Annotated in this window: 8 protein-coding genes; 2 read left to right on the top strand and 6 right to left on the bottom strand. The window is 74.1% G+C overall.

Going from position 1 to position 26,680, the window contains the following annotated elements; translation table 11 throughout:
* Positions 1 to 2: 2 nt before the first annotated feature.
* On the bottom strand, positions 3 to 3,884 hold the full coding sequence (locus ACIBO8_RS24445) for an amino acid adenylation domain-containing protein (protein ID WP_396117580.1): 3,882 nt from the start codon (positions 3,882 to 3,884) through the stop codon (positions 3 to 5).
* Between the two features lie 183 nt (positions 3,885 to 4,067).
* Between ACIBO8_RS24445 and ACIBO8_RS24440 the strand changes: the two genes are divergently transcribed.
* Positions 4,068 to 5,582 (top strand): bifunctional 3-(3-hydroxy-phenyl)propionate/3-hydroxycinnamic acid hydroxylase, encoded by a 1,515-nt coding sequence (locus tag ACIBO8_RS24440; protein WP_396117579.1) that lies wholly within the window; start codon positions 4,068 to 4,070, stop codon positions 5,580 to 5,582.
* A gap of 63 nt (positions 5,583 to 5,645) precedes the next feature.
* Entirely contained in the window at positions 5,646 to 20,834 is a 15,189-nt protein-coding gene (locus ACIBO8_RS24435) for an SDR family NAD(P)-dependent oxidoreductase (protein WP_396117578.1), read from the top strand.
* Between the two features lie 58 nt (positions 20,835 to 20,892).
* Here ACIBO8_RS24435 and ACIBO8_RS24430 read toward each other — a convergent pair whose 3' ends face one another.
* The 5 genes from ACIBO8_RS24430 to ACIBO8_RS24410 form a co-directional block, all read right to left on the bottom strand.
* Positions 20,893 to 21,765 (bottom strand): ROK family protein, encoded by an 873-nt coding sequence (locus ACIBO8_RS24430; protein WP_396117754.1) that lies wholly within the window; start codon positions 21,763 to 21,765, stop codon positions 20,893 to 20,895.
* A 56-nt stretch (positions 21,766 to 21,821) separates the two neighbouring features.
* Positions 21,822 to 22,487 carry an HAD-IA family hydrolase gene (locus ACIBO8_RS24425; RefSeq protein WP_396117577.1) on the bottom strand — a complete coding sequence of 222 codons (666 nt, stop codon included), beginning with the start codon at positions 22,485 to 22,487 and terminating at the stop codon, positions 21,822 to 21,824.
* Entirely contained in the window at positions 22,484 to 23,581 is a 1,098-nt protein-coding gene (locus ACIBO8_RS24420; protein WP_396117576.1) for a Gfo/Idh/MocA family protein, read from the bottom strand. The genes ACIBO8_RS24425 and ACIBO8_RS24420 overlap by 4 nt, the downstream gene beginning before the upstream one ends.
* Positions 23,578 to 24,738, bottom strand: coding sequence for a DegT/DnrJ/EryC1/StrS family aminotransferase (locus ACIBO8_RS24415; protein WP_396117575.1), 1,161 nt, complete (start codon positions 24,736 to 24,738; stop codon positions 23,578 to 23,580). Before ACIBO8_RS24415 ends, ACIBO8_RS24420 begins: the two co-directional genes overlap by 4 nt.
* Before the next feature lie 243 nt (positions 24,739 to 24,981).
* Positions 24,982 to 26,607 carry an acyl-CoA carboxylase subunit beta gene (locus ACIBO8_RS24410; RefSeq protein WP_396117574.1) on the bottom strand — a complete coding sequence of 542 codons (1,626 nt, stop codon included), beginning with the start codon at positions 26,605 to 26,607 and terminating at the stop codon, positions 24,982 to 24,984.
* Between the last annotated feature and the right edge of the window lie 73 nt (positions 26,608 to 26,680).

Raw genomic sequence — 26,680 nt, 5'->3', positions numbered from 1 at the left:
GACTAGAGCGGTGTCGCGATCGCGGCCAGGGCGCCGACCGTGGGGTTGTCGACGATCTCCTTGGGCGTGATGGCGAAGCCGGCCTCGCGGGCGCGGCGGATCAGGGAGATCGCCATCATGCTGTCGCCGCCGAGGGCGAAGAAGTTGCTGTCGAGGCCGATCTCGGGGGTGCGGAGCAGGGCCTGGTAGATGGCGCACAGCGCGCGTTCGGCCGGGGTCTGCGGGGCCCGCGTCGTCGTCGCCCGGTCGGCCGGGCCCTCCTGGTCCGGCACGTCCGGCAGCGCGGCCGCGTCCAGCTTCCCGTTCGGCGTCACGGGCAGGGCCTCGACGAGCACGAACCCGGTGGGCACCATGTGCTCCGGCAACCGGCGGGCGGCGTGCTCGCGAAGCTCGTCGCGAGTGGGCACGGCCGCGTCGCCCGGCACGATCCAGGCGACCAGCCGCGAGCGTCCGCCGTCGTCCTCGCGGACCCGCACCACGGCCCGGGCGACCGCCGGCAGCTCCTCCAGCACGGCCGCCACCTCGCCCGGCTCGATCCGGAAGCCCCGGAGTTTGACCTGGTCGTCGGCCCGGCCGTGGAAGTCCAGGCTGCCGTCGGCCCGCCAGGAGGCGATGTCGCCGGTGCGGTACATCCGGCTGCCGGGCGGGCCGTACGGGTCCGCCAGGAAGCGTTCGGCGGTGAGGGCGGGCCGGTTCAGGTAGCCGCGAGCGATGCCCGAGCCTGCCACGTAGAGCTCGCCGCGCACGCCCGGCGGCAGGGGTCGCAGCCCGGGACCGAGCACGTACGCGCGGGCGCCGACGATCGGCACCCCGATGGCGGGACGGTCGCGGCCGTCGAGCGGCGTGCTCTGCGTCGCGCACACGGTGACCTCGGTGGGTCCGTACGCGTTGACCATCCGGCGCCCGGCGGACCAGCGCGCGGCAAGCTCGGCCGGGCACTCCTCGCCGGCGGTGATCAGGCCGCGAAGGCCGGGCACGTCCCGGGGATCCATGCTGCCCAGCGCCACGGGCGGAAGAATCGCGTGGGTGATCCGCCCGTCGCGCAGCACCGCGGTCAGCGGCTCGCCGGCGAGCGGTCCGGGCGGCGGCACGACCACGGTGGCCCCGGCGGTGAACGCCCCCACCAGCTCGGCCACGAACGCATCGAAACTCGGCGACGCGAACTGCAGCAGCCGCGCGTCCCCGTCGAGGCCCAGACCCTCCCGCTTCGTCGCGGCGAGGTTGGCCAGCCCGGCGTGGGTCACGGCGACGCCCTTGGGCCGGCCGGTCGTGCCGGAGGTGTAGATGACGTACGCCAGATCCTCCAGCGCCGGGCGGACGCGCGGATCCCCGTCGACGTGCTCGCCGAGCCGTGCGCGAACCGCCTCGTCATCCAGCAGAATGCGCGGCCGGTCACCCGCCGTGGGCAGCTCCAGGGCCGCCAGGCTGCACACCACCTGCGGATCGCTGTCGTCCAGCATGGACGCGACCCGGTCTTGTGGATAGGCCGGGTCCACCGGTACGAACGCGGCACCGGTCCGTGCCGCCGCCAGGACGGCGGTGATCATGTCCAGCGATCGGGGCAGCGCGAGGGCCACCAGCGTTCCCGGCCTCGCGCCCGCCGCGGCCAGCATCGCCGCGAGGCGTCCGGCACGCCGGTCGAGATCGGCGTACGAGATGGTGGCGCCCGCCTCGTCCACGGCCGGGTGGCTGCCACGGCTGTCCACTGCGCGCTGCCACAGCTCGCCCAGCGTGGCGGCCGGGTGGACCGCGGCCGCGGCCTCCTCGGATTGCGGGTCGACGAGATCGATCTGCGCGAGACGGCGGTCGACGGGCGTGTCGAGGAGCCGGACGTACATGTCGAGCAGGCGTCGCGCCGTGTCTGCGCCGATCACGTTCGGGTCGGTGTGCAGCGCGACCGTGAGACCGTCCCGGTCGATCCTGAGCTCCGCCGCGAGCGGCGTCGGCTGAGCGGCGGGCCCGAACGTGACCGCGGTGTCGTAGAGAGTGTCGGCGGCGCCGTCGATCAGCGCGCGGCCCTGCGGTCCGAGCTCGGCATGGTCCGCCGACGCTTCCGTGGCCCGGCGGGTCCGCTCGAGCACCGACAGGAGCGTGTCGCCGGGTTCGGCGGTCACCACGAGCGGCCGCACGTCCTGGTCCTGTCCGGAGCGCGTACCGAAGACGACCGGGGAGCCCGCACCCAGCAGCCGCAGCAGAACCGCCCAGAGCCCGCGCAGCACGTGCTCCTCGGCAAGGTGGCGCCGGACCTGGACCGCAGCCGTGCCCGAGCCTGTACCGACCGGCGCGGACAGCATGTCCTGCAGACGCGAGGCGTCGTCGACGCCGGCCAGCGTGGACCGCCAGAAGCGGGCCGCCACGGCCTGCCGGCGCAGCGAACCGCGATCCGGCTTCGCCGCTCCCAGCAGCGGCAGCTCGGCGCGCACCTCGATCTCGGCGGGCGCGTGGCGGTCACCCAGCGTCTCCGCCACATGGGCGCGAAGGTCGGCCGGCCTCGGCGTGCAACCGGCGGCGGGCGTCACCACCGCGTGGACCCGCTCGATGCGGTCCGCGTCCTCGAGCCCGAACACCGCGGCCTGGGCCACGTCCGCGTGCTCGAGCAGCACGCGCTCCACGGCCTCCGGGTAGATCTTGACCCCGTCGCCCTTGAGGACGCCACCCAGCCGGCCCTCGAGGGTGAGGTATCCCGACTCGTCGAGCCGGCCGACGTCGCCGGTGTGGACCCAACCGTCGCGGACCGTCCGCGCGGTCTGGTCCGGATCGTTCCAGTAGTGGGCCATCGCCCAGGCGCTGATCGCGCAGACCTCGCCCGGAGTCCCCGGCGGCAGGATCCGGTCCGGGTCCTGCGGATCGCGGATGGTGATCCGCACGTTGCCGGGCGCCCGGCCGACCGTACGCCGCCGGTCCGGGTCCAGGTGGTCCTGCGGGGTGAGCAGGCTGATCATGCCCGTCTCGCTGGTGCCGTAGACCTGGTACAGCACCGGGCCGAGAGCCTTGGCGGCGGCGGCCAGCCGTTCGGGCGCCGCCGGGCTGCCGGTGTAGAAGACCTCGCGCAGGCTCGACACGTCGCTGCGGTCGAACGCCGGGTGCTCGGTGAGGGCGTTCACCTGCGGGGAGCCCAGCACCAGCCGGGTGACGCGGTGGCGGCCGACGGCCTGCAGCACCGCCTCGGGGTCGAACCCGTGATGCAGCACGACGGTGCCGCCCGCGACGATGGTGTCGTCCGCCGAGAAGCCGCTCGAGTGGGTCAGGGGCGCGGTGATGAGGCAGACCGCCCGCTCGCCGCCGGCCGCGGTCGCCACCATGTCCTGCTTCATGGCGAACGTCCAGCAGACTCCCTTGGGCCGCCCGGACGAGCCACTGGTGAACGTCACCACGGCGATCTCCGCCTGCTCGGCGGTGGCGTCGTCGAACTCGGACGACGCGCACTCCAGCACGTCCAGGACGTCGCCACCGTGCCGGCCGATCGAGGCAAGCTTCATCGGCCGCCCCGACGCGGAGCGCAGGGTGCGCCCACGGTCGACGTTGTCGCGGTCCACGGCCAGCAGCACGGGCCGGACGTCGGCCAGGATGTCCGCCTGGGTACGCAGCCGCAGCTCGTCCCTCGGGTCGGCGGCGTTGACCCCCCGGATGTGGATCGCCGTCGCGCCGACGAGGTTCGCCGCGTACCGGTAGATCAGGGTGGCGGGCGTGTTGGGACTCGTCAGCACGGCCACCGCGTCGCCGGGACCGACGCCGGCCCTGCGCATCGACGCGGCCGTGGCGCGGACGGCGTCGGCGACGCGCGCGGCCGAGAAGGGCTCGTCGCGCAGCAGGACGGGAATCGCGTCGGGGTCGGCGTCGAGACGGCTGAGGATCTGGCGGACGTAGTGATCGGGCCCCTGCAACGGTCGTCTCCCATGCACTCGTCGGGCGCGACCGCCGGGTGGCCGCGAGCCTTGGCGGCAACGGTAGATTCCGTACGCGCCGGCCCGGGATCCCTCACGTTGGTAGTGGCGCCGGCGGCCGCCGTGCCTACTGTCAGGTCGAGGGATAGTGAGGCCCGGAGCCGGATTTGTAGGGTCGCGGCCATGGACGTCATCGTGGTCGGCTGCGGTCCGAGCGGTGCCGTGCTCGCGAACCTGCTGGCGCGCAAGGGGCGGCGGGTCACGGTGCTCGAACGGCATCGTGAGGTGTTCGCGCTGCCGCGTGCCACCAGCTTCGACGGCGAGACCGCCCGGCTGCTCGCGGCGGCGGGCGTCGGCGCGGGCCTGCCGGGGATATCGGAGCCCGCGACCGGCTATCAGTGGCGCGGCGCCGGGGGGCACGTCCTGCTGGACATCGCCTTCAGCGACAACGGCCGCTACGGGTGGCCGGACGCCAACACCATGCACCAGCCCTCGCTGGAGGAGTTGCTCGGCGCCGCGTTGGTGACCGAGCCGACCGTGGATGTCCGCCGCGGCATGTCGGTGGTGGACATCAGCCAGACCGACACCGGCGTCACCGCGATCGCGCGGGACGAGAGCGGCGCCACCCACACCTTCGAGGCCGGGTGGCTGGTCGGGTGCGACGGCGCCAACAGCGTGGTGCGGTCGCTGGCCGGCGTGTCCGAGACGGACCTGGGTTTCTCGTACGAGTGGCTGCTGTGCGACGTACGCCTGCACCAGCAGCGCGACTTCGTGCCCACCAACGTGCAGCTGTGCGACCCGGCCCGGCCCACCACGCTGGTGGGCAGCGGACCGGGCCGGCGCCGCTGGGAGTTCATGCGGCTGCCGGGCGAGTCCTCGGCCGAGCTCGGCCGCGAGGAGACGGCATGGCGGCTGCTCGCGCCGCACGGCGTCACGCCCGCCACGGCGACGCTGTTGCGCAGTGGCACCTACAGGTCGCAGGCGCGGTGGGCGGATCAGTGGCGGGTCGGCCGGATCTTCCTCGCCGGCGACGCGGCGCACCTCATGCCGCCGTTCGCCGGGCAGGGCATGTGCTCGGGCATCCGGGACGTCAGCAACCTCGCGTGGAAGCTGGAACTCGTGCTGGCCGGCCGTGCCGACGAGCGGCTGCTGGACACGTACACGGTGGAGCGGCGCGCCCACACGAAGGCCGCCATCCTCGCCTCGGTCAAGCTGGGCAGGGTCATCTGTGTGACGGACCCGTCCGGCGCCGCCGACCGCGACGCCGCGATGCGCGCCAACGGCGGCGGCCGCACGACCGCACCGCCCGAGGCCACGCCGCTGACCGCCGGCCTGGTCCAGCCCGCCGGCGAGGGCCGGGGCGGCGGCGAGGTGATGGTCGCCGGGCGGATCGAGGCCGGCGGTGCCACCGGCCGGTTCGACGATCTGATCGGGCGCGGGTTCGTGCTGATGACCACCGAGGAACCGGACGCGCTGGGGGAGAAGCAGCGGGACTTCCTGGCCGGGATCGACGCGAAGATCGTCCACTTCGGGCCGGGAGGCGCGCGCGACGTGGACGGGGTGTACCACGCGTATCTGCGCGACCGGGGCGCCTCCTCGGTTCTCGTGCGACCCGACTTCCACGTATACGGGACGGCCGGCATTGGTGGCCTCGACGGGCTCGTCGACGGGCTGCGCGGGCGGCTCTACGCGTACTGATTTCCCCATCGCCGTCAGGCTGAGGGATCCGGCCGGCGATCCCGGAAATCTAACGTCGGCGCCATGAGTACGTCGGAACAGGATCTCATCAGGGCCCTGCGGGAGTCGGTCAAGGAGACCGCGCGGCTGAAGAAGAAGAACAGCCAGCTGCTCGCCGCCGCCTCGGAGCCGATCGCCATCGTCTCCGTGGGTTGTCGCTTCGCCGGCGGGATCGCGGGACCCGAGGACTTCTGGAAGGTCGTGTCCGAGGGCACCGACGTGTACACGCCGTTCCCCGACGACCGTGGCTGGGACCTCGAGCGGCTCTACGACCCGGACCCGGACACGCCCGGGACGACGTACGTGAACCAGGGCGCGTTCCTGCACGACGCCGCCGACTTCGACGCGCGCTTCTTCGGCATCTCCCCGACCGAGGCCACGGCGATGGACCCGCAGCAGCGGCAGCTGCTCGAGGTCTGCTGGGAGACCATCGAGCGCGCCGGCATCGACCCGGACAGCCTGCGCGGCACGAACACCAGCGTGTACGCGGGCATCGTGCACCAGGACTACGCACCCGACCTCGCGGGGGCGGAGGACTTCCTCAGCCTGGAACGGGCGCTCGGCAGCGCCGGCGGTATCGCGTCCGGGCGGGTGGCGTACTGCCTGGGGCTGGAGGGCGCCGCGGTCACGGTCGACACGATGTGCTCGTCGTCGCTCGTCGCGATCCACCTGGCCACCCAGGCGCTGCGCCGGGGCGAGTGCACGATGGCGCTCGCCGGCGGAGCCACCGTGATGGCCACCCCCGGCGGCTTCGTCGGCTTCGCGCGCCAGCGCGGCCTCGCCTTCGACGGCCGGTGCAAGTCGTTCGCGGCCGCCGCGGACGGCAGCAGCTGGGCCGAGGGTGTGGGCGTGGTGCTGCTCGAGCGGCTCTCCGACGCCCGGCGCAACGGGCACCGCGTGCTCGCCGTGATCCGCGGCTCCGCCGTCAACCAGGACGGCGCGTCCAACGGACTCACCGCCCCCAACGGGCCCGCGCAGCAGCGGGTCATCCGCAGCGCCCTCAACGCCGCCGGCCTGTCCGCGGACGAGGTCGACGCCGTCGAGGCGCACGGCACCGGCACCACCCTCGGCGACCCGATCGAGGCGCAGGCGCTGTTCGCCACGTACGGGCGTGGCCGCGACCCGAAGCGCCCGCTGCTGCTCGGCTCCGTCAAGTCGATCCTCGGCCACACCCAGGGCGCCTCGGGCGTGGCCGCCGTGATCAAGACGGTGCTCGCGCTGCAGCACCGGTATCTGCCCGCCACGCTGCACGTCGACGCCCCGAACCCGCAGGTCGACTGGTCACCCGGAACGGTCGAGCTGCTGACCGAGGGACGCGCCTGGCCCGAGACCGGTCAGCCGGGCCGTTGCGGCGTCTCCTCGTTCGGTGCCAGCGGCACCAACGTCCACATGATCCTGGAGGAGGCACCGGCGGCCGAGGGCGAGAGCCCGGCGCCCGCCTCCGACCCGGAGACGGCGCTGCCGTTCGTCGTGTCCGCCAAGACCGCCACCGCGCTGGCCGCCCTCGGCCGGCGACTCGGCGAGACCGTGGACGAGGACACCCCGCTCGGTGATCTGGCCCGCGCCCTGGCGACCGAGCGAGCGGTCATGAACCGCCGCGCCGTGGTCGTCGCCCGGACGCGGGACGAGCTGCGGGCGGGGCTCGAGCTGCTGGCCGACGGCCGCACGGGGCCCGGCACGGTCGCCGGCGCCACCGAGGCGGGCGGGCCCGGCAAAACCGTCTTCGTCTTCCCCGGGCAGGGTACGCAGTGGGCCGGCATGGGCCGCCAGCTGCTCGACACCTCACCCGTCTTCGCCGCCCGCATCGCGGAGTGCCAGGAGGCCTTCGAACCGTGGGTGGACTGGTCGCTGGTGGACGTCCTCCGCGGCGAGGGCGCCGACCTGGAACGCGTCGACGTCGTGCAGCCGGCCTGTTTCGCGATGATGGTGGGCCTCGCGGCGGTCTGGGAGTCGCTGGGCGTGGTGCCGGACGCGGTCGTCGGCCACTCGCAGGGCGAGATCGCGGCGGCCTGCGTGGCGGGCGCGCTTTCCCTGGCCGACGCGGCCCGCGTGGTGACCTTGCGCAGCCAGGCGATCGCCAAGCTGCTGCCTCCCGGCGGCGGCATGGCGTCGATCGGGCTGCCGGAGGACGCCGTACGCGCGTTGATCGAACCCTGGGGTGAGCGGCTGCAGGTGGCCGCGCTCAACGGACCGTCGGCCGTGGTGGTGGCCGGCGAGGGCGCAGCGCTCGACGAGCTGGCCGCGCAGGTCAAGGACGGCGAGATCCGCTTCCGCAGGATCCCCGTCGACTACGCCTCGCACAGCCACTACGTCGAGAACCTGAAGACCGCCCTGCACGCCGACCTGGCCGGGCTGGCGCGGCCGGCACCGCAGATCCCGTTCTACTCGACGGTCGAGGCGAGGTGGCTGGACGACGACGCGCTCGACGCCGGCTACTGGTACCGCAACCTGCGCCAGACGGTCCGCTTCGAGCCCGCGGTCCGCGACCTCATCGGCCAGGACCACCGGGTCTTCATCGAACTCGGCGCGCACCCCGTCCTGGTGCCGTCGATCACCGAGATCGGCGTGGACCTGGACGCGGACGTCCTCGCCGTCGGCTCGATCCGCCGGGACGAGGACGGGCCCGCCCGGCTCGCCACGTCGGCGGCCGAGGCCTTCGTCCGGGGTGTGGCGGTGGACTGGCCGGCCCTCGTGCCGTCCGGGGCGGCGTCCGCGCGGGTGGAGCTGCCGACGTACCCGTTCGACCACCAGCGGTACTGGATCACCATGCCGGGCACCGCCGCGGGCGCCGAGTCGCTCGGCCAGACGACCAGCGACCACCCGCTGCTCGGCGCGGTGGTGGAGCTGCCGCAGACGGACGGCCTGGTGTGCACGTCGCGGCTCTCCCTGGCGACCCACCCCTGGCTGGCCGGCCACCGGATCCAGGACAGCGTGCTCGTGCCCGGCACGGCGTACGTCGACCTGGCGATCCGGGTCGGCGACGAGTTCGGCTACGGGGTGCTCGACGAGCTGGTGATCGAGGCGCCGCTGGTCCTCGCCCCGGACGAGGCCATCCGGCTGCAGGTCGCGGTCGGCGGCAGGGACGCATCGGGGCGCCGGCCGGTCGAGGTGCACAGCTCCCGCGGCGACGGGGGCTGGACGCGGCACGCCGCGGGCCTGCTCTCCGACTCGTACGCCGAGACCTCCGGCAGCGGCTTCGACTTCGGACAGTGGCCGCCGCCGGGCGCCGTACGCGAGACCATCGACGACTTCTACGCCGACCTCGCCGACCGCGGATACGAGTACACGCTGGCCTTCGCCGGCCTGACCGCGGTGTGGCGGCGCGGCGAGGAGATCTTCGCCGAAGCCGCGCTGCCCGCCGACTACCTGGACGACGTCGACCAGTTCGGGATCCACCCCGCGCTGTTCGACGCCGCCCTGCACGCCAACGCCTTCCACCGGCGCGCGGACGACAGCAACGTCCTCCCGTTCGCCTGGAACGGCGTCCGGCTGCACGCGGCCGGTGCCGGCTCGCTCCGGGTCCGGGTCGCGCCGTGCGGGCCCGATGCGTTGTCCTTCGACGCCGCCGACGAGACCGGCGCCCTGGTGCTGACCATGGAGTCCCTGGTCTCGCTCCCCATCGCCGACCTGCCCGCACGGTCGGGCCGGCGGGTTCCGGAGTCGCTGTGGCAGGTCGACTGGACCCGGCTGCCCTCGGGCGTCGCGACGCCGCCGGTCAACCCGGTGGTCGTCGCGGCCTCGGGCGACGTCGTCCGGCTGGCGCTGGCCGAGGACCTCGGCGATCCGCTGCCGGACCTCGCGATCCTGGACCTCGCCGGCGGGACCGGCGCCGAGCCGCTGCCGGTGCTCAACCGGGTCCTCGGCGTTCTCCAGGCCTGGCTGGAGGAGCCGGTGCTCGCCTCGGTGCCGTTGGTCGTGGTGACCCGGGGCGCGGTGCCCGCCTCCGGCGAGGTGCTCGACCCGGTCGGCGCCGCCGTCTGGGGGCTGCTGCGCTCGGCGCAGGCCGAGCACCCGGGCCGGTTCACCCTCGTCGACGTCGAGCCGGGAGCCGACCGCGACCGTTCGCTCGCGGTGGCCCTCGCCGCCGGGGAGCCGCAGGTCGCCGTCCGGGCGGACGCCGTGCTGGCCCCGCGGCTGGGCCGTGCGCGGCTGACCGAGCCGGCCGCCGCGCGGGGGTTCGCCGAGGCGGGCACCGTGCTCATCACCGGGGGCACCGGCGTGCTGGGTGCCCTGCTGGCCCGGCACCTCGTCCGCGAGCACGGGGTACGCCGGCTGATCCTGGCCGGCCGCCGCGGCGCCGCGGCCGAGGGCGTGGGCCCGCTCGTCGACGAGCTGACCGAGCTGGGCGCGTCGGTCGAGGTCGCCGCGTGTGACGTCACCGATCGCGAGGCGCTGGCCGCGCTGCTCGGCGCCATTCCGGCCGACCATCCGCTGACCGGCGTCATCCACGCCGCCGGGGTGCTCGACGACAGCGTCATCGCCGGCCTCGACCCGCAGCGCATGGCCCGCGTCTTCGCGCCGAAGGCCGAGGCTCTGCGCCTGCTCGACGCCCTGACCCGGGAACGCGCGCCCGAGGTCTTCGCCGTGTTCTCCTCGGCCGCGAGCGTCTTCGGCTCCGCCGGGCAGGGCAACTACGCGGCGGCCAACGCGTACGCCGACGCGCTCGTGTCCGCCCGCGCCGCCGCCGGCCTGCCCGCCGTCTCGCTGGCGTGGGGGCTGTGGAGCCCGGCCACCGGCATGACCGGCGGGCTGGCCGAGGTCGACCGCACCCGGATGAGCCGCGGCGGCGTACGGCCGATGCCGACGACCGAGGCGCTGGCCGACTTCGACGCGGCCATCGCCGCCGCCGACCCGCTGCTCGTACCGATCGCCCTGGACCTGGGCGCGGTCCGGTCCGAGGCCGGCAACGACGGCACGATCCCCCCGCTGTTCCGATCGCTGGTCCGCCCGCCGCGACGCGCGGCGCAGGCCGGCGCCGAAGGGGCGAAGGGCGCGCTGGGCCGCCGCCTCGCCGGGCTCGCCCCCGAGGCCCAGACGGAACTGGTGCTCGAGGTCGTGCGCGCCGAGGTGTCAACCGTCCTGGGCCTCGCCGAGCTCGACCCCTCCGCCGACGGCAGCCGCTTCGGCGACATCGGCTTCGACTCGCTGACCGCGGTGGAGCTGCGCAACCGGCTGACCGCGGCGACCGCGGTCAAGCTGCCGGCGACGCTGATCTTCGACTATCCGACGCCGCGGCAGCTCGCCGAATTCCTGCTCGACAAGGTACGGGGATCGGCCGACAGCACCGCCGCCCCCGCCCTCCCGGTCGCCGGGCCGGCACCGGCCGGGGACGACCCAGTGGTGATCGTGGGCATGGCCTGCCGCCTGCCCGGCGGGGTCACCACGGCCGCCGAACTCTGGGACCTCGTCGCCGCGGGCCGCGACGGCATGTCCGGGCTGCCCGGCGACCGCGGCTGGGACGTCGACGGCCTCTTCGACAACGACCCCGACCACGCCGGCACGACCTACGCCCGCCAGGGCGGCTTCCTGCACGACGCCGGCTACTTCGACGCGGGCCTGTTCGGCATCTCGCCCAAGGAGGCGACGGCCATGGACCCCCAGCAGCGGCTGCTGCTGGAGACCACGTGGCAGGCGCTCGAGACGGCGGGCATCGACCCGACCTCGCTGCGCGGCAATCCCGTCGGCGTGTACACGGGCATGTCCATCCACGACTACCTCGGCGACCTGGCGGACGTGCCGGCCGAGTTCGAGGGCTTCACCACCACCGCGACGGCCGGCAGTGTCGCCTCCGGCCGGGTGTCGTACGTCTTCGGCCTCGAGGGCCCGGCGATGACCGTGGACACCGCGTGCTCCTCGTCCCTCGTGGCGATCCACCTCGCCGCCCAGGCGCTGCGCCAGGGCGAGTGCGAGATGGCTCTCGCCGGCGGCGTCGCCGTCATGGGCTCCCCGGTCGGCCTGACCGGCTTCTCGCGGGCCCGCGGGCTCGCCGCCGACGGCCGGTGCAAGGCTTTCGCGGCAGCGGCCGACGGCACCGTGCTGTCCGAGGGCGTCGGCATCGTCGTGCTGGAGCGGCTGTCCGCCGCGCGCCGCAACGGGCGCCGGCCGCTGGCGGTCATCCGCGGCTCCGCCATCAACCAGGACGGTGCCTCCAACGGCCTCACCGCACCGAACAGCCTCGCCCAGCAGCGGGTCATCCGCGCCGCCCTCGCCGCGTCCGGCATCGCCCCGGGCGACGTCGACGCCGTGGAGGCGCACGGCACGGGCACCACCCTCGGCGACCCGAGCGAGGCCCAGGCGATCATCGCCACGTACGGGCAGGGCCGTCCCGAGGACCGGCCGCTGTGGCTCGGCTCGGTGAAGTCCAACCTGGGCCACACCCAGGCGGCCGCCGGCGTCACCGCGGTCATCAAGATGGCGGAGGCGATCCGCCACGGCGAGCTTCCGCCCACGCTCTTCGTCGACGAGCCCACGCCGCACGTCGACTGGTCCGAGGGCGCCGTGGCGCTGCTGACCGAGGGCCGGCCGTGGCCCGAGGTGGACCGGCCGCGCCGGGTGGGCATCTCCTCCTTCGGCATCAGCGGCACCAACGCCCACCTCATCCTCGAGCAGGTCCCGGCGGAGACCCCGGCCGAGGCGCCGGAGGAGCCCGGCGACGTCCTGCCGTTCGTGGTCTCGGCGCAGAGCGAGGCCGCCCTCACCGGCCAGTTGCAACGGCTGCGGGCCGCGGTGGCGGACGGCAGTTCCCTCATCGGTACGGCGCGCACGCTCATCGCCAACCGCGCCCTCCTGGCCCACCGCGCGGTCGTCGCCGCGGGGGACCGGGACGCCCTGCTCGCCGGGCTGGACGCGCTCGCCGCAGGCGAAACCGCGACGGGTACGGCCATCGGCGCCCTCTCGCCGGGCGCCGCGGCATCCGTGGTGTTCGTCTTCCCCGGCCAGGGTGCCCAGCGGGCCGGCATGGGACGCGCCCTCTACGAACGATTCCCCGTGTACGCCGCCGCGTTCGACGAAGCGTGCGCACTGCTCGACGAGCGTCTCCATGGCGCCGTGGACACACCCGTCCGGGACGTCGTGTTCGCGCCCGGCAACGCCTCGCTGAACCAGACGGTCTACACCCAGGCGGCATTGTTCGCGGTGGAGGTCGCGCTGTTCCGGCTCGTCGAGTCGTGGGGCGTACGGCCCCGCCTGCTGCTCGGCCACTCGATCGGCGAGCTCGCCGCGGCCCACGTCGCCGGCATGCTGTCGCTGGAGGACGCGGCGACCGTGGTGGCCGCCCGCGGCCGGCTCATGCAGGCGCTGCCCGCCGGCGGCGCGATGGCCGCGGTGGCCGCCACCGAGGACGAGGTCCGCCCGTACCTCGGCGCGGGTGTCTGCCTGGCGGCGGTCAATCAGCCCTCGTCCGTCGTGCTCTCCGGCGACGAGGAGGGCGTCCTCGCCGCCGTCGAGACGCTGCGGGGACAGGGCCGCAAGGTGCACCGGCTGAAGGTTTCGCACGCGTTCCACTCGGCCCGGATGGACCCGATGCTCGACGACTTCCGGGCGGCGATCGCCGGCGTCACGTGGCATCCGGCCAGGATCCGGATCGTCACCCACGAGGACGGCGACCTGACCGATCCCGGCTACTGGGTCGAGCACGTGCGGCGCACGGTGCGCTTCGCCGCCGGCGTCAGCGCCGCGATCGAGCAGGGCGGGCGGCTCTTCGTCGAGCTCGGGCCCGGCGCCGGCTTGTCGGCCGCGGTGCTGGAGACGGCGGCGGCCGCCGAGCACGAGACGATGTGCGTACCCGCGCTGCGCGACCAGCAGGCCGAGACCCAGACCCTGATCACCGCGCTCGGCTCGCTCTTCGTGCGGGGCGTGCCGATGGACTGGCAGGCCCTCGTGCCCTCCGGCGCTCCGGTCGTGGCGCTGCCGACGTACGCCTTCGACCGCAAGCACTACTGGCTCAAGTCCGGCACCGGCGCGGTCGATGCGGCCGCTCTCGGACAGGTGGACGTCGACCATCCGCTGCTGTCCGCCATCGTTCCGGCCCCCGACACCGGCGGTCTCATCGGTACGGCGCGCCTGGCGCTCACCACCCATCCGTGGCTGGCCGAGCACCGGATCCACGATGTGGTCGTGGTGCCCGCGGCGGCGCTCGTGGACCTGGCGATCCGGGTCGGCGACGAGGTGGGCTGCGGCGCGGTCCGAGAGCTCGCATACGGGACGCCGCTCGCCGTACCCTCCGACGCCGCGGTGCGCGTGGAGGTCGTGGTCGGTGCGGCCGCCACCGATGGCAGCCGTCCGTTCGCGATCTACGGTGTGCGCGACGGGAGCGAGGCCTGGATCCGGCACGCCGAGGGCACGTTGTGGGCCGCGGGCACCACCGCGCAGCCACGGCCGGACGAGGCGTGGCCGCCCGCCGGCGCCGAGCGGGCCGAAGCGGATCCGGAGATCGCCGGGCTGCGGGAACTCTGGCGCCGCGGCGACGACACCTACGTCGAGGCGGCACTTCCCGGCGACGCCGGGGCTTTCGGGCTCGACCCGATCCTGCTGGAAGCAATCACCCGGGCGGTGACGCCCACGGGTACGGTCGCAGCCCACTGGGACGACATAGCCCTGCACGCCACGGGAGCCACCCGGCTGCGTGCCCGCCTCACCCCGCTCGGCGACGGCCGGTGGAGCATCGCAGCGACCGACGATGCAGGCCTGCCGGTGCTGTCCGTACGGTCGTTCGCCGCGGCGCCGGTCCGTCCCGAGGAACTGGGCGCGAACCCCGTCGCGGACGCCATGTACCAGCTCGCCTGGCACCCGGCGGTCACGCCCGACCTGCCCCCGGAGCCACCGACGACGGTCGGCGTGGAGGACGCCGCCGCCGTGGCCGCCCTCACCGGCACACCCGACGCCGCCGTGTACGAAGTGCCGACCGGCCGCCTTCCGCAACCGCTGCTGGCCGACGTCCTCGCGGTGCTGCAGGCATGGCAGCTCGTCGGCCCGGCCGAGACCCGGCTCGTCGTCCTGACCCGGGGCGCGGCGGACACCGTCACCGACGTGTCCTCGGCCGCCGTGTGGGGCCTGGTCCGTGCGGTCCAGGCCGAGATGCCGGGCCGGATCCTGCTGCTCGACGTGGCAGCCGATGTGGACACCGAGCCGGCGGTCGCGACGGCGCTGGCTCTCGACGAGCCACAGGTCGCCGCGCGGACCACGGGCTTCCTGACGCCGCGCCTCGCGCCCGCGACCACCCCGGCGTCAGAGCCCGTCGCATGGGACTCCGAGGGCACGGTCCTCATCACCGGCGGTACGGGCTCACTCGGCGCCCTCGTGGCGCGGCACCTCGTGCGTACCCGCGGTGCCCGGCATCTCCTGCTGGTCAGCCGGCGCGGACCGGCGGCCGAGGGCGCCGACGCGCTCGTGGCCGACCTGACCGAGCTCGGCGCAGCCGTGTCCCTGGCCGCGTGCGACGTCGCGGACCGGGACGCGGTGGCCGGAGTGCTCGCCGCGATCCCGGACGACCACCCGCTGACCGCCGTCGTGCACACCGCCGGCGTCCTCGACGACGGCCTCCTCGCCGCGATGACACCGGAGCGGTTCGCCGCGGTTCTCGGCCCGAAGGCGGACGCCGCCCGGCACCTCGACGAGCTGACCCGCGACCGGGACCTCGCCGCGTTCGTCGCGTTCTCCTCGGCGGCCGGGCTGCTCGGCTCCGCGGGACAGGGCAACTACGCCGCGGCGAACGCCTATCTGGACGGGCTCATGGCGGCCCGGCGCGCGAGCGGCCGGCCGGGTGTCTCGCTCGCCTGGGGCCTGTGGGACCAGGACGGCGGCATCACGGGCAACCTCGGTGCCACCGACCGGGCCCGGATGAGTCGTGCCGGCGTGTCGCCGCTGCTGCCCGAGGAGGGTCTGGCGCTCTTCGACGCCGCGGTGGACGCGGGCGAGGCGCTGCTCGTACCGATGAAGCTGGACCTCGCCGCGGCGCGGGCCGACGCGGCCGCCGGCGGATCGGTTCAGCCGCTGCTGCGTGACCTGGTGCGGGTGCGGCGGCGGGCCGGCGGGGAGGCCACCGGCGATCTGGCCCGCTCGCTCGCCGGCCTGTCCGAGGCGGAGCAGGAGAAGAACCTGCTGGCCCTCATCCGCTCCCGGGTGGCCGTGATCCTCGGCCACGCCTCGGGCGACGACATCGCGCCGGACTCGGCGTTCCAGTCCGCGGGGATGGACTCCCTCGGCGCGGTCGAGCTGCGCAACCGGCTCAGCGCCGCGGCGGGCTTCGCCATGCCGGCGACCCTGGTGTACGACTACCCGACCCCGCGCGAGCTGGCACGCTTCCTGCGCGAGCGGCTCACCGGCGGCGAGGCTGCCCCGGAGTCCGCGGCTCCGGCGGCGGCGAACCCCACCACGCCGATCGCCGTCGTCGGAGTCGGCTGCCGGCTGCCGGGCGACGTGCACGGTCCCGACGAGTTCTGGGATCTGCTGGCCCGCGGTGGCGAGGGCCTCTCGCCGCTGCCCACCGACCGCGGCTGGGACCTGTCCACGGTTCCGGTGAGCGCCGGCGGTTTCCTGACCGACGCGGCCGAGTTCGACGCCGGCTTCTTCGGCATCTCGCCGCGCGAGGCGATGGCCATGGACCCGCAGCAGCGGCTGCTGCTCGAGGTCGTGTGGGAGGCGTTCGAGGACGCGGGCCTGGACCCCGCGGCCCTGCGCGGTACGGACGTCGGCGTGTTCGTCGGCGTCATGGGCCAGGGCTACGGCATGTTCGGCGGCGACGCGCAGACCGACGGCCTGCGCGGCACCGGCGGCGCGGTCTCCGTGGCGTCCGGGCGGGTGTCCTACGCGTACGGATTCACCGGCCCGGCGGTCTCGGTGGACACGGCGTGTTCCTCGTCGCTGGTCGCCATGCACCTCGCCATCCAGGCCCTGCGCAACGGGGAGTGCTCGCTCGCGGTGGTCGGCGGCGTGACGGTGATGGCGACGCCGGGCGCGTACGTCGAGTTCGCCAAGAACGGCGGCCTGGCGACCGACGGCCGGTGCAAGGCCTTCGCGGCGTCCGCGGACGGGACCGGCAACGCCGAGGGCGTCGGCGTGGTGCTGCTCGAGCGGCTGGCCGACGCCGAGGCGCAGGACCATCACGTGGATGCGGTGGTACGCGGCTCCGCGGTCAACCAGGACGGCGCCTCGAACGGGCTCACCGCCCCGAACGGGCTCGCTCAGCAACGGGTGATCCGGCGTGCCCTCACGGTTGCCGGGCTGGCTCCGACGGACGTGGACGCCGTCGAGGCGCACGGTACGGGTACCCGGCTGGGCGACCCGATCGAGGCCCAGGCGCTGCTGGCGACGTACGGGCAGCGCGATCCGCAGCAGCCGCTGTGGCTCGGCTCGGTGAAGACCAACGTCGGCCACACCCAGGCGGCGGCGGGCGTCACCAGCGTGATCAAGATGGTCCTCGCCCTGCGGCACCGGACGTTGCCGGCCACCCTGCACGTGGATGCGCCCACCCCGGAGGTCGACTGGTCCAGCGGCACCATCCAGCTGCTGACGGAGGCCCGCCCGTGGCCGGCCCGCCCCGACCGGCCACGCCGTGCCGGGGTGTCCGCCTTCGGCGCGAGCGGCACGAACGCGCACCTGATCCTCGAGGAGCCGCCGCGCCAGGCCGAGATCGTGGCCGGCGACGACGGCGACCACCTGTTGCCGTTCGTCCTGTCGGCCGCCGACGCCGGCCGCCTCGCCGCGGTCGCCACCCGGCTGGCCGACGCCGTCGAGCACAGTACGGCGCCGCTGCCGCGACTGGCCGCTGCTCTCGCGTACGGCCGGACGACGCAGCAGGTGCGCGCCACCGTGCTCGCCACCGACCGCGAGGAGCTGGCGGCCCGGCTGCGCGCTCTCGCGGCCGGCGAGATCCAGGACGACGTGGTCACCGGACGCTCGGGGCCGGGCACCGGTGCGGCGTTCGTCTTCCCCGGCCAGGGCGGCGGCTGGGTCGGCATGGGCCGCGAGCTCATGGCCGAGTCGCCGGAGTTCCGGGCCTGGGTACGCCACTGCCAGGACCTGCTGGACGAGTACGACTGCGACTGGACCCTGGAGGAGGCGCTCGGCGGCGGCAACGACCTGTCCCGCATCGACGTCATCCAGCCCGCCGGTTTCGTCGTCATGACCGGCCTGGCCCAGCTCTGGGCCCGCGCCGGGGTGACGCCCGAGGTCGTGGTCGGTTCATCGCAGGGCGAGGTGGCCGCGGCCTGCGTGGCCGGCCTGCTGTCGGTCAGCGACGCGCTGCGGATCAGCGTGGTGCGCTCGCGGCTGGCCGCGGGGCTGCCGCCCACAGGCGGGATGCTGGTCGTCGGCGTCGGCCGGGCCCGGATGCAGGAACTGCTCACCGGCTACGAGGGCCGGCTCGAGATCGCGGCCGTCAACGGTCCCGCGACGGTGGGCGTCTCCGGCGAGGTCAAGGCCATCGAGCAGTTCGCGGCCATGGCGACCGAGCAGGGCATCTGGTTCCGCCGGCTCAAGGCGGACTACGCGTCCCACTCGTTCCTGATGGACGAGCTCGAGAAGCCGATGCTGGCTCAGCTGGACGGGGTGGGGGAGCGTCCGGCGCACGGCCTGGTCGGGCCGTGCCGGTTCTACTCCACGGTCGACAGGCGGTGGATCGGCCCGGACGAGATCCTGGACGCCGGCTACTGGTTCCGGAACCTGCGCCGGCCGGTCGAGCTGGACGCGGCCGTCCGCGCGATCGCCGCCGACGTGCGCGCGGTCGTCGAGGTCTCGCCGCATCCCGGGCTCGTGCCGTCCATCCTCGACGTGATCGAGGATGCCGGGTGGCAGACCGCGGTCATCGGTACGCTGCGCCGCGACCAGGGCGGGCGGCGGCGCGTGCTGACGGCGCTGGCCGAGGCGTATGCGGTCGGCCTGCCGGTCGACTGGTCCGCGGCCGCGCCGATCGACGCGTCCCACTGGCGCGCACTGTGCCGGGACCTGCCCACCCAGCCGTTCGACCACCAGCGGTACTGGCTGCGCGGCAGCACCGCGGTCGACCACGCGGCGCTGGGGCTGGCGGCCACCGACCACCCGCTGGTCACCACCGTGGTGGACCTGCCCGACTCGGACGGCGTCCTGGCGATCGCGCGGCTCTCGGCGCACGACCGGCCCTGGATCGCCCAGGTGCCCGGTTCCGTGTGGGTCGAGCTCGCCATCCGGGCCGGCGACGAACGGGAGTGCGGCACGCTGGAGGAGTTCGAGCTCGCCGAGCCCCTGCGGCTCGACGCCGGCACGCCGGTACGCGTGCAGGTCTCCGTCGGGGGCGCCGACGCGTCCGGGAGGCGGCCGGTGGTGGTGCGGTCCGCGCCGGCTTCGGCCGACGCCGGCCGTACCGTATGGACCGTGCACGCGACCGGCGTGCTGGCGCCCACTGCCGTGGCCGTTCCCGAGACGGACCTGGATGCCTGGCCCCCGGTGGATGCCGCATCCGTTGACACCGCGGGCCTTGGAGGGCAATGCGTGCGCGCGGCATGGCGGCGCGGTGAGGAGACCTTCCTCGAGCTCGCCCTGCCGGAAGAGCTGCGCGAAGAGGCCGCCGGCTTCGGCATCCACCCGGTGCTGCTGGCCGCGGCGGTGCCGGAGACGCCGGCGGTGTGGCGGAACGTCGGGCTGCACGCGACCGGTGCCGCGATGCTGCGGGTGCGGCTGCGGCCGTCCGGCGAGGGCTTCGCTCTCACGGCGGCCGACCACCTCGGCCTGCCGGTGCTCACCGCGGAACGGATCACGCCCCGGCCCGTCTCGACGGGAACGCAACGATCCGGCGGGGACGCGCTGCGGATCGAATGGGTCGGATCCGCCTCCGATCGCCGGGAGGTCGTACGGGTCGATGGCGAGGACGACGTTCTCGACCTGGGTGCGGACCCGTCAGTCCTGGACACGGCGACCGCGCTGCTCGACGTGGCCGCCGGCGAGGAGCCCACGGCCGCCTGCTGTCGCGTGCTCGCCGTCGCCCAGACCTGGCTGGACGAGCCCGACCTGGCGGACCGGCCGCTGATCGTGCGGACCCGCAATGCGGTTCCGGTCGACGATTCCGAGATGCTCGACCCGGCGACCGCGGCCGTGTGGGGGATGATCGCCGCCCTCCAGGCCGAATACCCGGACCGGTTCATCCTCGTGGATGCCGACACGGACGCCGAGGTGGTGCTCGCCGAGGGAGTCACCCAGGCCGCGCTGCGCGGGGGCCGCCTGCACGTCCCGCAGCTGGTTCCCGCCGTACGACCGCCGGTGGCGCTCGATCCCGCCGGGACCGTGCTGATCGTCGGCGGGACCGGCAAGGTCGGGGCCCGCGTCGCCCGGCAGCTGGTCGACGAGCACGGCGTCCGCCACCTGATCCTCGCCGCACGGCGTGGCGCGGAGGACGCCACCGCGCTGGTCGACGATCTCGACGCGCTGGGTGCGACGGCGACCGTGGTGGCCTGCGACGGCGACAACCGGGACGCGGTGCGGCACCTGCTCTGCGGGATCTCGCCCGAGCATCCGCTGACCGGTGTCGTGCACGCTGCCGGTCTGCGGGACGAGACGCCGATCGCCGAGCTGGATCCTTCGCGGCTCAGTGAGGTGCTCGACGCGCGAGGCGCATCCCTGCGGCACGTCGCGGAGCTGGCCGCGGAACAGGGAGTCTTCTTCGCGGCGGTCACCTCGGCGGCCGGGCTGATCGGTCCGGCCGATCAGGCGGCGACCGGCGCGGCCGACGGGTACGCGCGGGCGGTGGCCTCCCGTCAGCACGGCCACGCGCCCGTCGTGGTGGTCGACGGGGAAGGGGCGCTGCTCTCCGGCGAGCGGTTCGCCGTACCCGGCCGTCCCGAACGGTGGGGGACTCCCGCGCCCGGCCGGGCCGTACCGCCGCTCCTCCGCGGTCTGGTCCGCAGCCGCAGGCGTTCCGCGGCCGCGGCACCGTCCGGCGCGGAGACCACCAGCCGGTGGGCGGAGCTGCTGAGCACCCAGACCGGCGCCGAGCGCGAGAAGACGATGCTGGATCTGGTGCAGGTGCAGCTCGCCGACGTCCTGGGCCTGAGCCCGGACGAGCCGGTCGAGCCGCAACGCGGCCTCTTCGAGGTCGGCCTGGACTCGCTGATGGCGCTCGAACTGTCCCGGCGGCTCGGCAGCCACACCGGTACGGCCCTCACCCCGGCGGTGGTCTTCAACAACCCGACGCCGGCCGCTCTCACCGGTTACCTCATCCGGCGGCTCGAGGCCGACCCGGCCTGAGCGGGCACCACGAAAAGGGCCGGCGCCATCAGGCGCCGGCCCCCTTTTCGGCGAGAAGTCAGACGTGCATCAGGCGGGCCAGGACGACCGCGCCGTGCAGGGTCGAGAGCCCGCCGACGAGTGAGGACTTGACCAGGGGAGCAGGCACGCCCGACCGGGCCAGGGTGGCCATGTGCCGCGCCACGTTCTCCGTGAAGCTGGGCAGCCCCTCCGCGAAGCCCCCGCCCACGACGACCAGGCTGGGATGCAGCAACTCCCGGACGCCGGTGATCGCCACGGCGAGCCGGTGGCAGGAGCGGTCCACGGACTGCACGGCCCACTCCTCGTCCGCGATCAGGCCCTTCTGCAGGTCGTCGTAATCGACGTCCGCACCGCGCAGGCGGGCGGCGCGCGCCAGGGTGGCCGGCCCGGAGGCGGTGGCCTGCAGGCACCCGCGGCGCCCGCACCGGCACATCGGGCCGTCCGCGTCGGTCACCAGGTGGCCGATCTCGAAGGAACCGCGAGACAGTCCCGGCACCAGGGCGCCGCCGGCGACCAGGCCGCCGCCGACGCCCGTACCGACCCCGACGTAGAGCACGTCGTCACAGTTGGCGGCCCGGGCCTCGGCCAGCGCGCCGAGGTCCCCGTCGTCGGCCCACCGCACGGGGGTGTCCCCGAACAGGGCGTGCAGGGTCTGCGGCACGTCCAGGCCGAGCCACTCGGGGCGGTTCGGCCAGGACGTGATGAGCCCGTCGCTGCCCACGGTGGCCGGCAGAGCGACCCCGATGCCGGCGAACCCCTCGGGAATCTGCCGCCGGAAGAGCGAGACCTCGGCCGCCAGCTGCGCCAGATCCGACTCCAGGCCGCGCCCGCGCCACCGGAACAGGTGCTCGCGGACCAGGCCGTCCTCCGTCTCCGCGCGCAGGGCCACCTTGGTGCCACCCAGGTCCATACCGAGCCAGGTCACGCCCTGCTGGGGCGCCCGGCCGAGCGGCACGACCCGAGCAGTCACCCGTGACCTCGTACCGGAATCGGCGGGCACACCTGCAGCAGGTCCTTGGGTGAATGGATCACGAGATCGGGGCCGCACCCGAGCAGTTCCTCCTCGTCCACGGTCGCCCATGTCGCCGCCACAGCGGTCACGCCGGCGCCCCGGGCGCTGCGGATGTCGGCCGGGGCGTCGCCGACCATGACGGCCGCCGCCGGCTGCCCGCCGAGCAGGCTCAGCGCCCGCAGCACGATGTCCGGGGCGGGTTTGGGGCGGGCGACCTCGTCGGAGCCGACCACGTGGTCGAAGAAGTCGATCAGGCCCAGGGTGGTCAGCAGGGACCGGGCCCGCGGACCGGCCTTGCCGGTGGCCACGGCCAGCCCGAAGCCCCGTATCCGGAGCTCCTCCAGCAGGTCCACCACGCCGTCGACGACCGGAACCTGGTCCGCGAGCCGGTAGCTCTCCCGGACGAACGGCTCCTCCATCTCGAGGGGCAGGCCCATCCGGCGCATGATCTCCGGGAAGTACAGGCCCTGATAGCGCTGGTACTCGGCGAACGGCGCGGGCCCGTCGCCGACCACTTCCGCGTACGCCACGGCGAAGGCGCGGCCCATCGTCTCGTGGCTGTCGACCAGGACGCCGTCGAGGTCGAAGACCACCGCGTTGCGTACCGGCTGGTCCGTCACGACGTCACCCCCGCGGTCGCGATCGAGGCGGCCGGCACCGGTGGGCGGGCCGCGGAGGCGTACATGGCCTCGATGGTGGTGACGATCCGGCGTACGCCCGCGATCGCGAGCCCCCGCGACGAGGGATCGGAGAGGCGGCGCAGGATGTCGTCGAGCTGGCGGTCGTACTCCGTACCGATCGGCTCGACCGGTACGGGGACCTCACCCACCTGTCCCCTTCGTACGGTGACGATCCGGGGCCGGGGCTCGCGGTTCGGGCTGAAGCCGAACGTGGTGCGCAGCGTCGCCGTGCCCTCGCTGCCCTCGACGCGGATCGTGGTCACGTCGTGCGTCGCCGAGTGGGTCGCCCAGCTGGCCCGCAGCCCCACCGACAGGCCGGTGTCGGCGACCAGGAATCCGCGTACGGTGTCCTCGACGTCGACCTGGATGTCGGTGGCCGGCAGGTCGTGGCGCCAGGCCGCCGACCAGCGGGGATCGTTGACGTGGTCGTCGGAGGCGGTGGCGGTGACCTGGTCGAAGCTGACCGGGCCGACGACCTCCTCCAGGACGTCGAGCAGGTGCCAGCCGAGGTCGACGAGCACACCGCCGCCGGACTGCGCCCGGTTGGTGAACCAGCCCCGCGCCTGCGGCACGCCCCGAGCCCGCTCCCACGCCAGGTCGACGTTGCGCAGGCGGCCGAGCTCGGGCACCAGCCTGACCAGCTCCGCCACGTCGGCCCGATAGCGCGAGGCGCTGCCGGCCAGCAGCGGCCCGCCACCCGCCTGCTCGGCGGCGGCCAAGGCGTTCGCCTCGGCCGTGGAGAGGCAGACCGGCTTCTCGACGAAGGTGGCGACGCCCCGCTCGAGGAGGCTCTGCGCGATCGGGGCGTGCAGATGGTTGGGCACGGCCACCAGCGCGAGACCGGCGTCCGCGAGCAACGGTCCGTCGACCCCGGCGAAGGCCGGACGGCCGGTCGCCGCGGTGAACGCCGCCCGCCTGGCGGGGTCGGGATCGACCGCGGCCACCACCTCGTAGTCGTCGCGGGCCAGCAACCGGGGGAGCCAGATCTCCCGGCCCGACCAGCCCAGCCCGATCAGCACCGTGCGGATCGTCATGCGGCGGCCACCGCTTCGGCCACGATGGCTGCGGTGTCGGTGAGGGCCTGCTCGGAGGCGAGCAGCGTCCGGTGATGCAGCCACACGCAGTCCTGGCTGATCGCCTCGACGTGGGGGCAGCGCTCGGCGACCGCATCGACCGGCTCCGCGGGCGCGCCCGTCTCCCAGAACGCGGCGGTGCGGTAGATCGCGCGGAACGCGGCGAACGCCGGGATGCCCACGTCGACCAGCCGATCGACCAGGACGTTGCGGCGCTCCTCGGACCAGCCGGGAAGCCGGAACATCGCCATGTAGTGCGGGTTGCGGTCGGCCCGCGGGTCGTCGCCCTGCGGCCGTACGCCCGGGATGCGGGCCAGCAGCCCGGACAGGTGCCGCCAGCGCTGCTCGCGTATCTCGATCTGAGCGTCGAGGCGGGTCAGCTGGGCGCGCAGCACGGCGGCCGAGAACTCGTTCATCCGCATGTTGGTCCCGGCCACCTGGTGGTGGTAGCGGCGGTCGGTGCGGGGACGGCCGCAGGAGTGCCGCAGGAACGCCTGCTCGTACATCTCCTCGTCGGGGAAGAGCACCGCACCGCCCTCGCCCGCGGTCATCAGCTTGCCGTTCTGGAAGCTGAACGCCGCGACGGAACCCAGCTCACCGACCCGCTTGCCCTGCCAGCGGGCGCCGTGGGCGTGGGCCGCGTCCTGCAGCACCTGCACTCCGGCGTCGGCGGCGACCTTGTCCAGCGCGTCCATGTCGGCCATCAGCCCGGCCATGTGGACCGGCATGATCACTCGCGTCCGCGGGGTGATCGCGGCCGCGGCGGCGGCCACGTCGATGTTGTACGTGTCCGGATCGACGTCCACCGGGACGGCGACCGCGCCGATGCGCTGAGCGGCCTGCGACGACGAGATGAACGTGAACCCGGGGACGATGACCTCCGTGCCCGGTCCGGCGCCCATCGCCTGCAGGGCGAGCTCCAGGGCGTGCGTGCCGTTCGTCACGGCCAGCGCGTGCCGGGCACCGTGGTGGTCGGCGAACTCCCGCTCGAAGGTCTCCACCTCTTTGCCGCCCATGCGCCACCACTGGCCCTGGGTCAGCGCACGATCGAGGGCTCGGCGTTCCGTGTCGTCGAATTGCGGCCAGTCCGGAAAGACCGGTGCGGGTCGGGGACTCATCTCTGCTGTTGCTCCTTCTGTCTGCCTCCGGCCCACAGCGATGAGCAATTTCCGAGCAGCTCGGCAACCCACCGTCGGGGAGGATTCCTCTTACCTGCCGTCATGGTCGCCACGACCCGACGGAAAGCAATCCGCCGTCGGCGTCAGGCGGTCAGGTGATCGCGCTTCGCCTCACGATACGAAGCGGATAGAGGCGCCACTATCCCTCGAGTTGACAGCGCGACAGCGGGAACCGGCGGTGGCTCAGAGCGGAATGTTTCCGTGCCGGCGCGGCGGGCCGTCGACCCGCTTGCTCGCCAGCAGGCGCAGGGCGGTCGCCACCTGGCGGCGGGTGTGCGCGGGGCGGATGACGGCGTCGACGTAGCCGCGGTCGGCCGCGAGGTAGGGGCTCGCGGAGTCCTCGTACTCCTGGATGAGCTGCGCACGCCGCGCTGCCAGCTCCTCGCCCCGGAGCGCGGCCAGCTCACGCCGGTTGAGGATGCTGACCGCCCCCGAGGCGCCGGTCACGGCGATCTGCGCGGTGGGCCAGGCGAGGTTGATGTCGACGCCGAGGTGCTTGGAACCCATGGCACCGTACGAGCCGCCGTACGCCTTCCGCGTCGTCACCGTGACCATCGGGACGACCGCCTCCGCGTACGCGTAGATCAGTTTGGCGCCGTGCCGGATGATGCCGCCCCACTCCTGGTCGGTGCCGGGCAGGAATCCGGGCACGTCCACGAAGGTCAGCACCGGAATACCGAAGGCGTCGCAGGTACGGATGAACCGCGCCGCCTTCGCGGAGGCGTCGATGTTCAGACAGCCGGCGAGGTGCAGGGGCTGGTTGGCGACGACTCCCACGCTGCGGCCGTCCACCCGGCCGAACCCGACGATGATGTTGCGCGCGAACATCTGCTGGACCTCGAGGAACTCGCCGTCGTCGAGGACGCGGGTGATCACCTCGTGCATGTCGTACGCCTGGTGCGGCGAGTCCGGGACGATCGTGTCGAGCTCCAGGTCCGCCTGCGTCAGCGTGCCGGTGTCCGGCCCGGGGTAGGCCTTCGGCTCCGAGAGGTTGTTGCTCGGCAGGTAGTCCAGCAGATGCCGGACGTAGTCGAGCGCATCGTCCTCATCGGACGCCAGGTAATGGGCCACCCCGGACCGCGAGTTGTGCAGGTTTCCGCCGCCGAGCCCCTCGAGGTCGACCTGCTCGCCGGTGACGGTCTTGATGACCTCCGGCCCGGTGAGGAACATGTGGCTGGTCCGGTCCACCATCACGATGAAGTCGGTCATCGCCGGCGAGTACACCGCACCACCCGCGCACGGCCCCATGACCAGCGAGATCTGCGGTATGACCCCGGAGCAGCGCACGTTGCGGTAGAAGATCCCGCCGTACTGCCCCATCGTGCTGACGCCCTCCTGGATCCGGGCACCGCCACCGTCGTTGATGCCGATGAGTGGGCATCCGATCTTGAGGGCCAGGTCCATGATCTTGGCGATCTTCTCCCCGTGCACCTCGCCGAGGGCGCCGCCGAACACGGTGGCGTCCTGGCTGTAGACGGCGACCGCGCGGCCGTCGATCGTGCCGGTGCCGGCGATCACCCCGTCGCCGTACGGGCGGCGCGCCGCCATCGCCGGAACGGCGGATCGGTGCCGGGCCAGCGCGTCGAGCTCCATGAAGGAACCCGGGTCGAGCAGGGCGTCGATCCGCTCACGCGCCGTCCGCCGGCCGCTCGCGTGCTGGCGTGCGACCGCCGCCGCGCTGCCCTGGTGCAGCGCGCTGTCGATGCGCTGGAGGAGGTCGGCCAGCTTGCCCGCGGTGGTGCGCGTGTCGGGGGTATCGGCGACCTCACCAGCGGATTCGATCGGATCGATGGCAGTGGCGGTCCTCATGGTGGCGGAGTTTAACGGCGCCGGAGGCCCCCGCCGACCCTTCGCGGCAAGGCCTACAAACGTTGAGGATGGC

Origin of the sequence: Actinoplanes sp. NPDC049681 (assembly GCF_044465265.1) — a bacterium.
In the GTDB taxonomy this organism is placed as follows: domain Bacteria; phylum Actinomycetota; class Actinomycetes; order Mycobacteriales; family Micromonosporaceae; genus Actinoplanes.
This window is presented reverse-complemented; position numbering and strand designations above follow the sequence as displayed.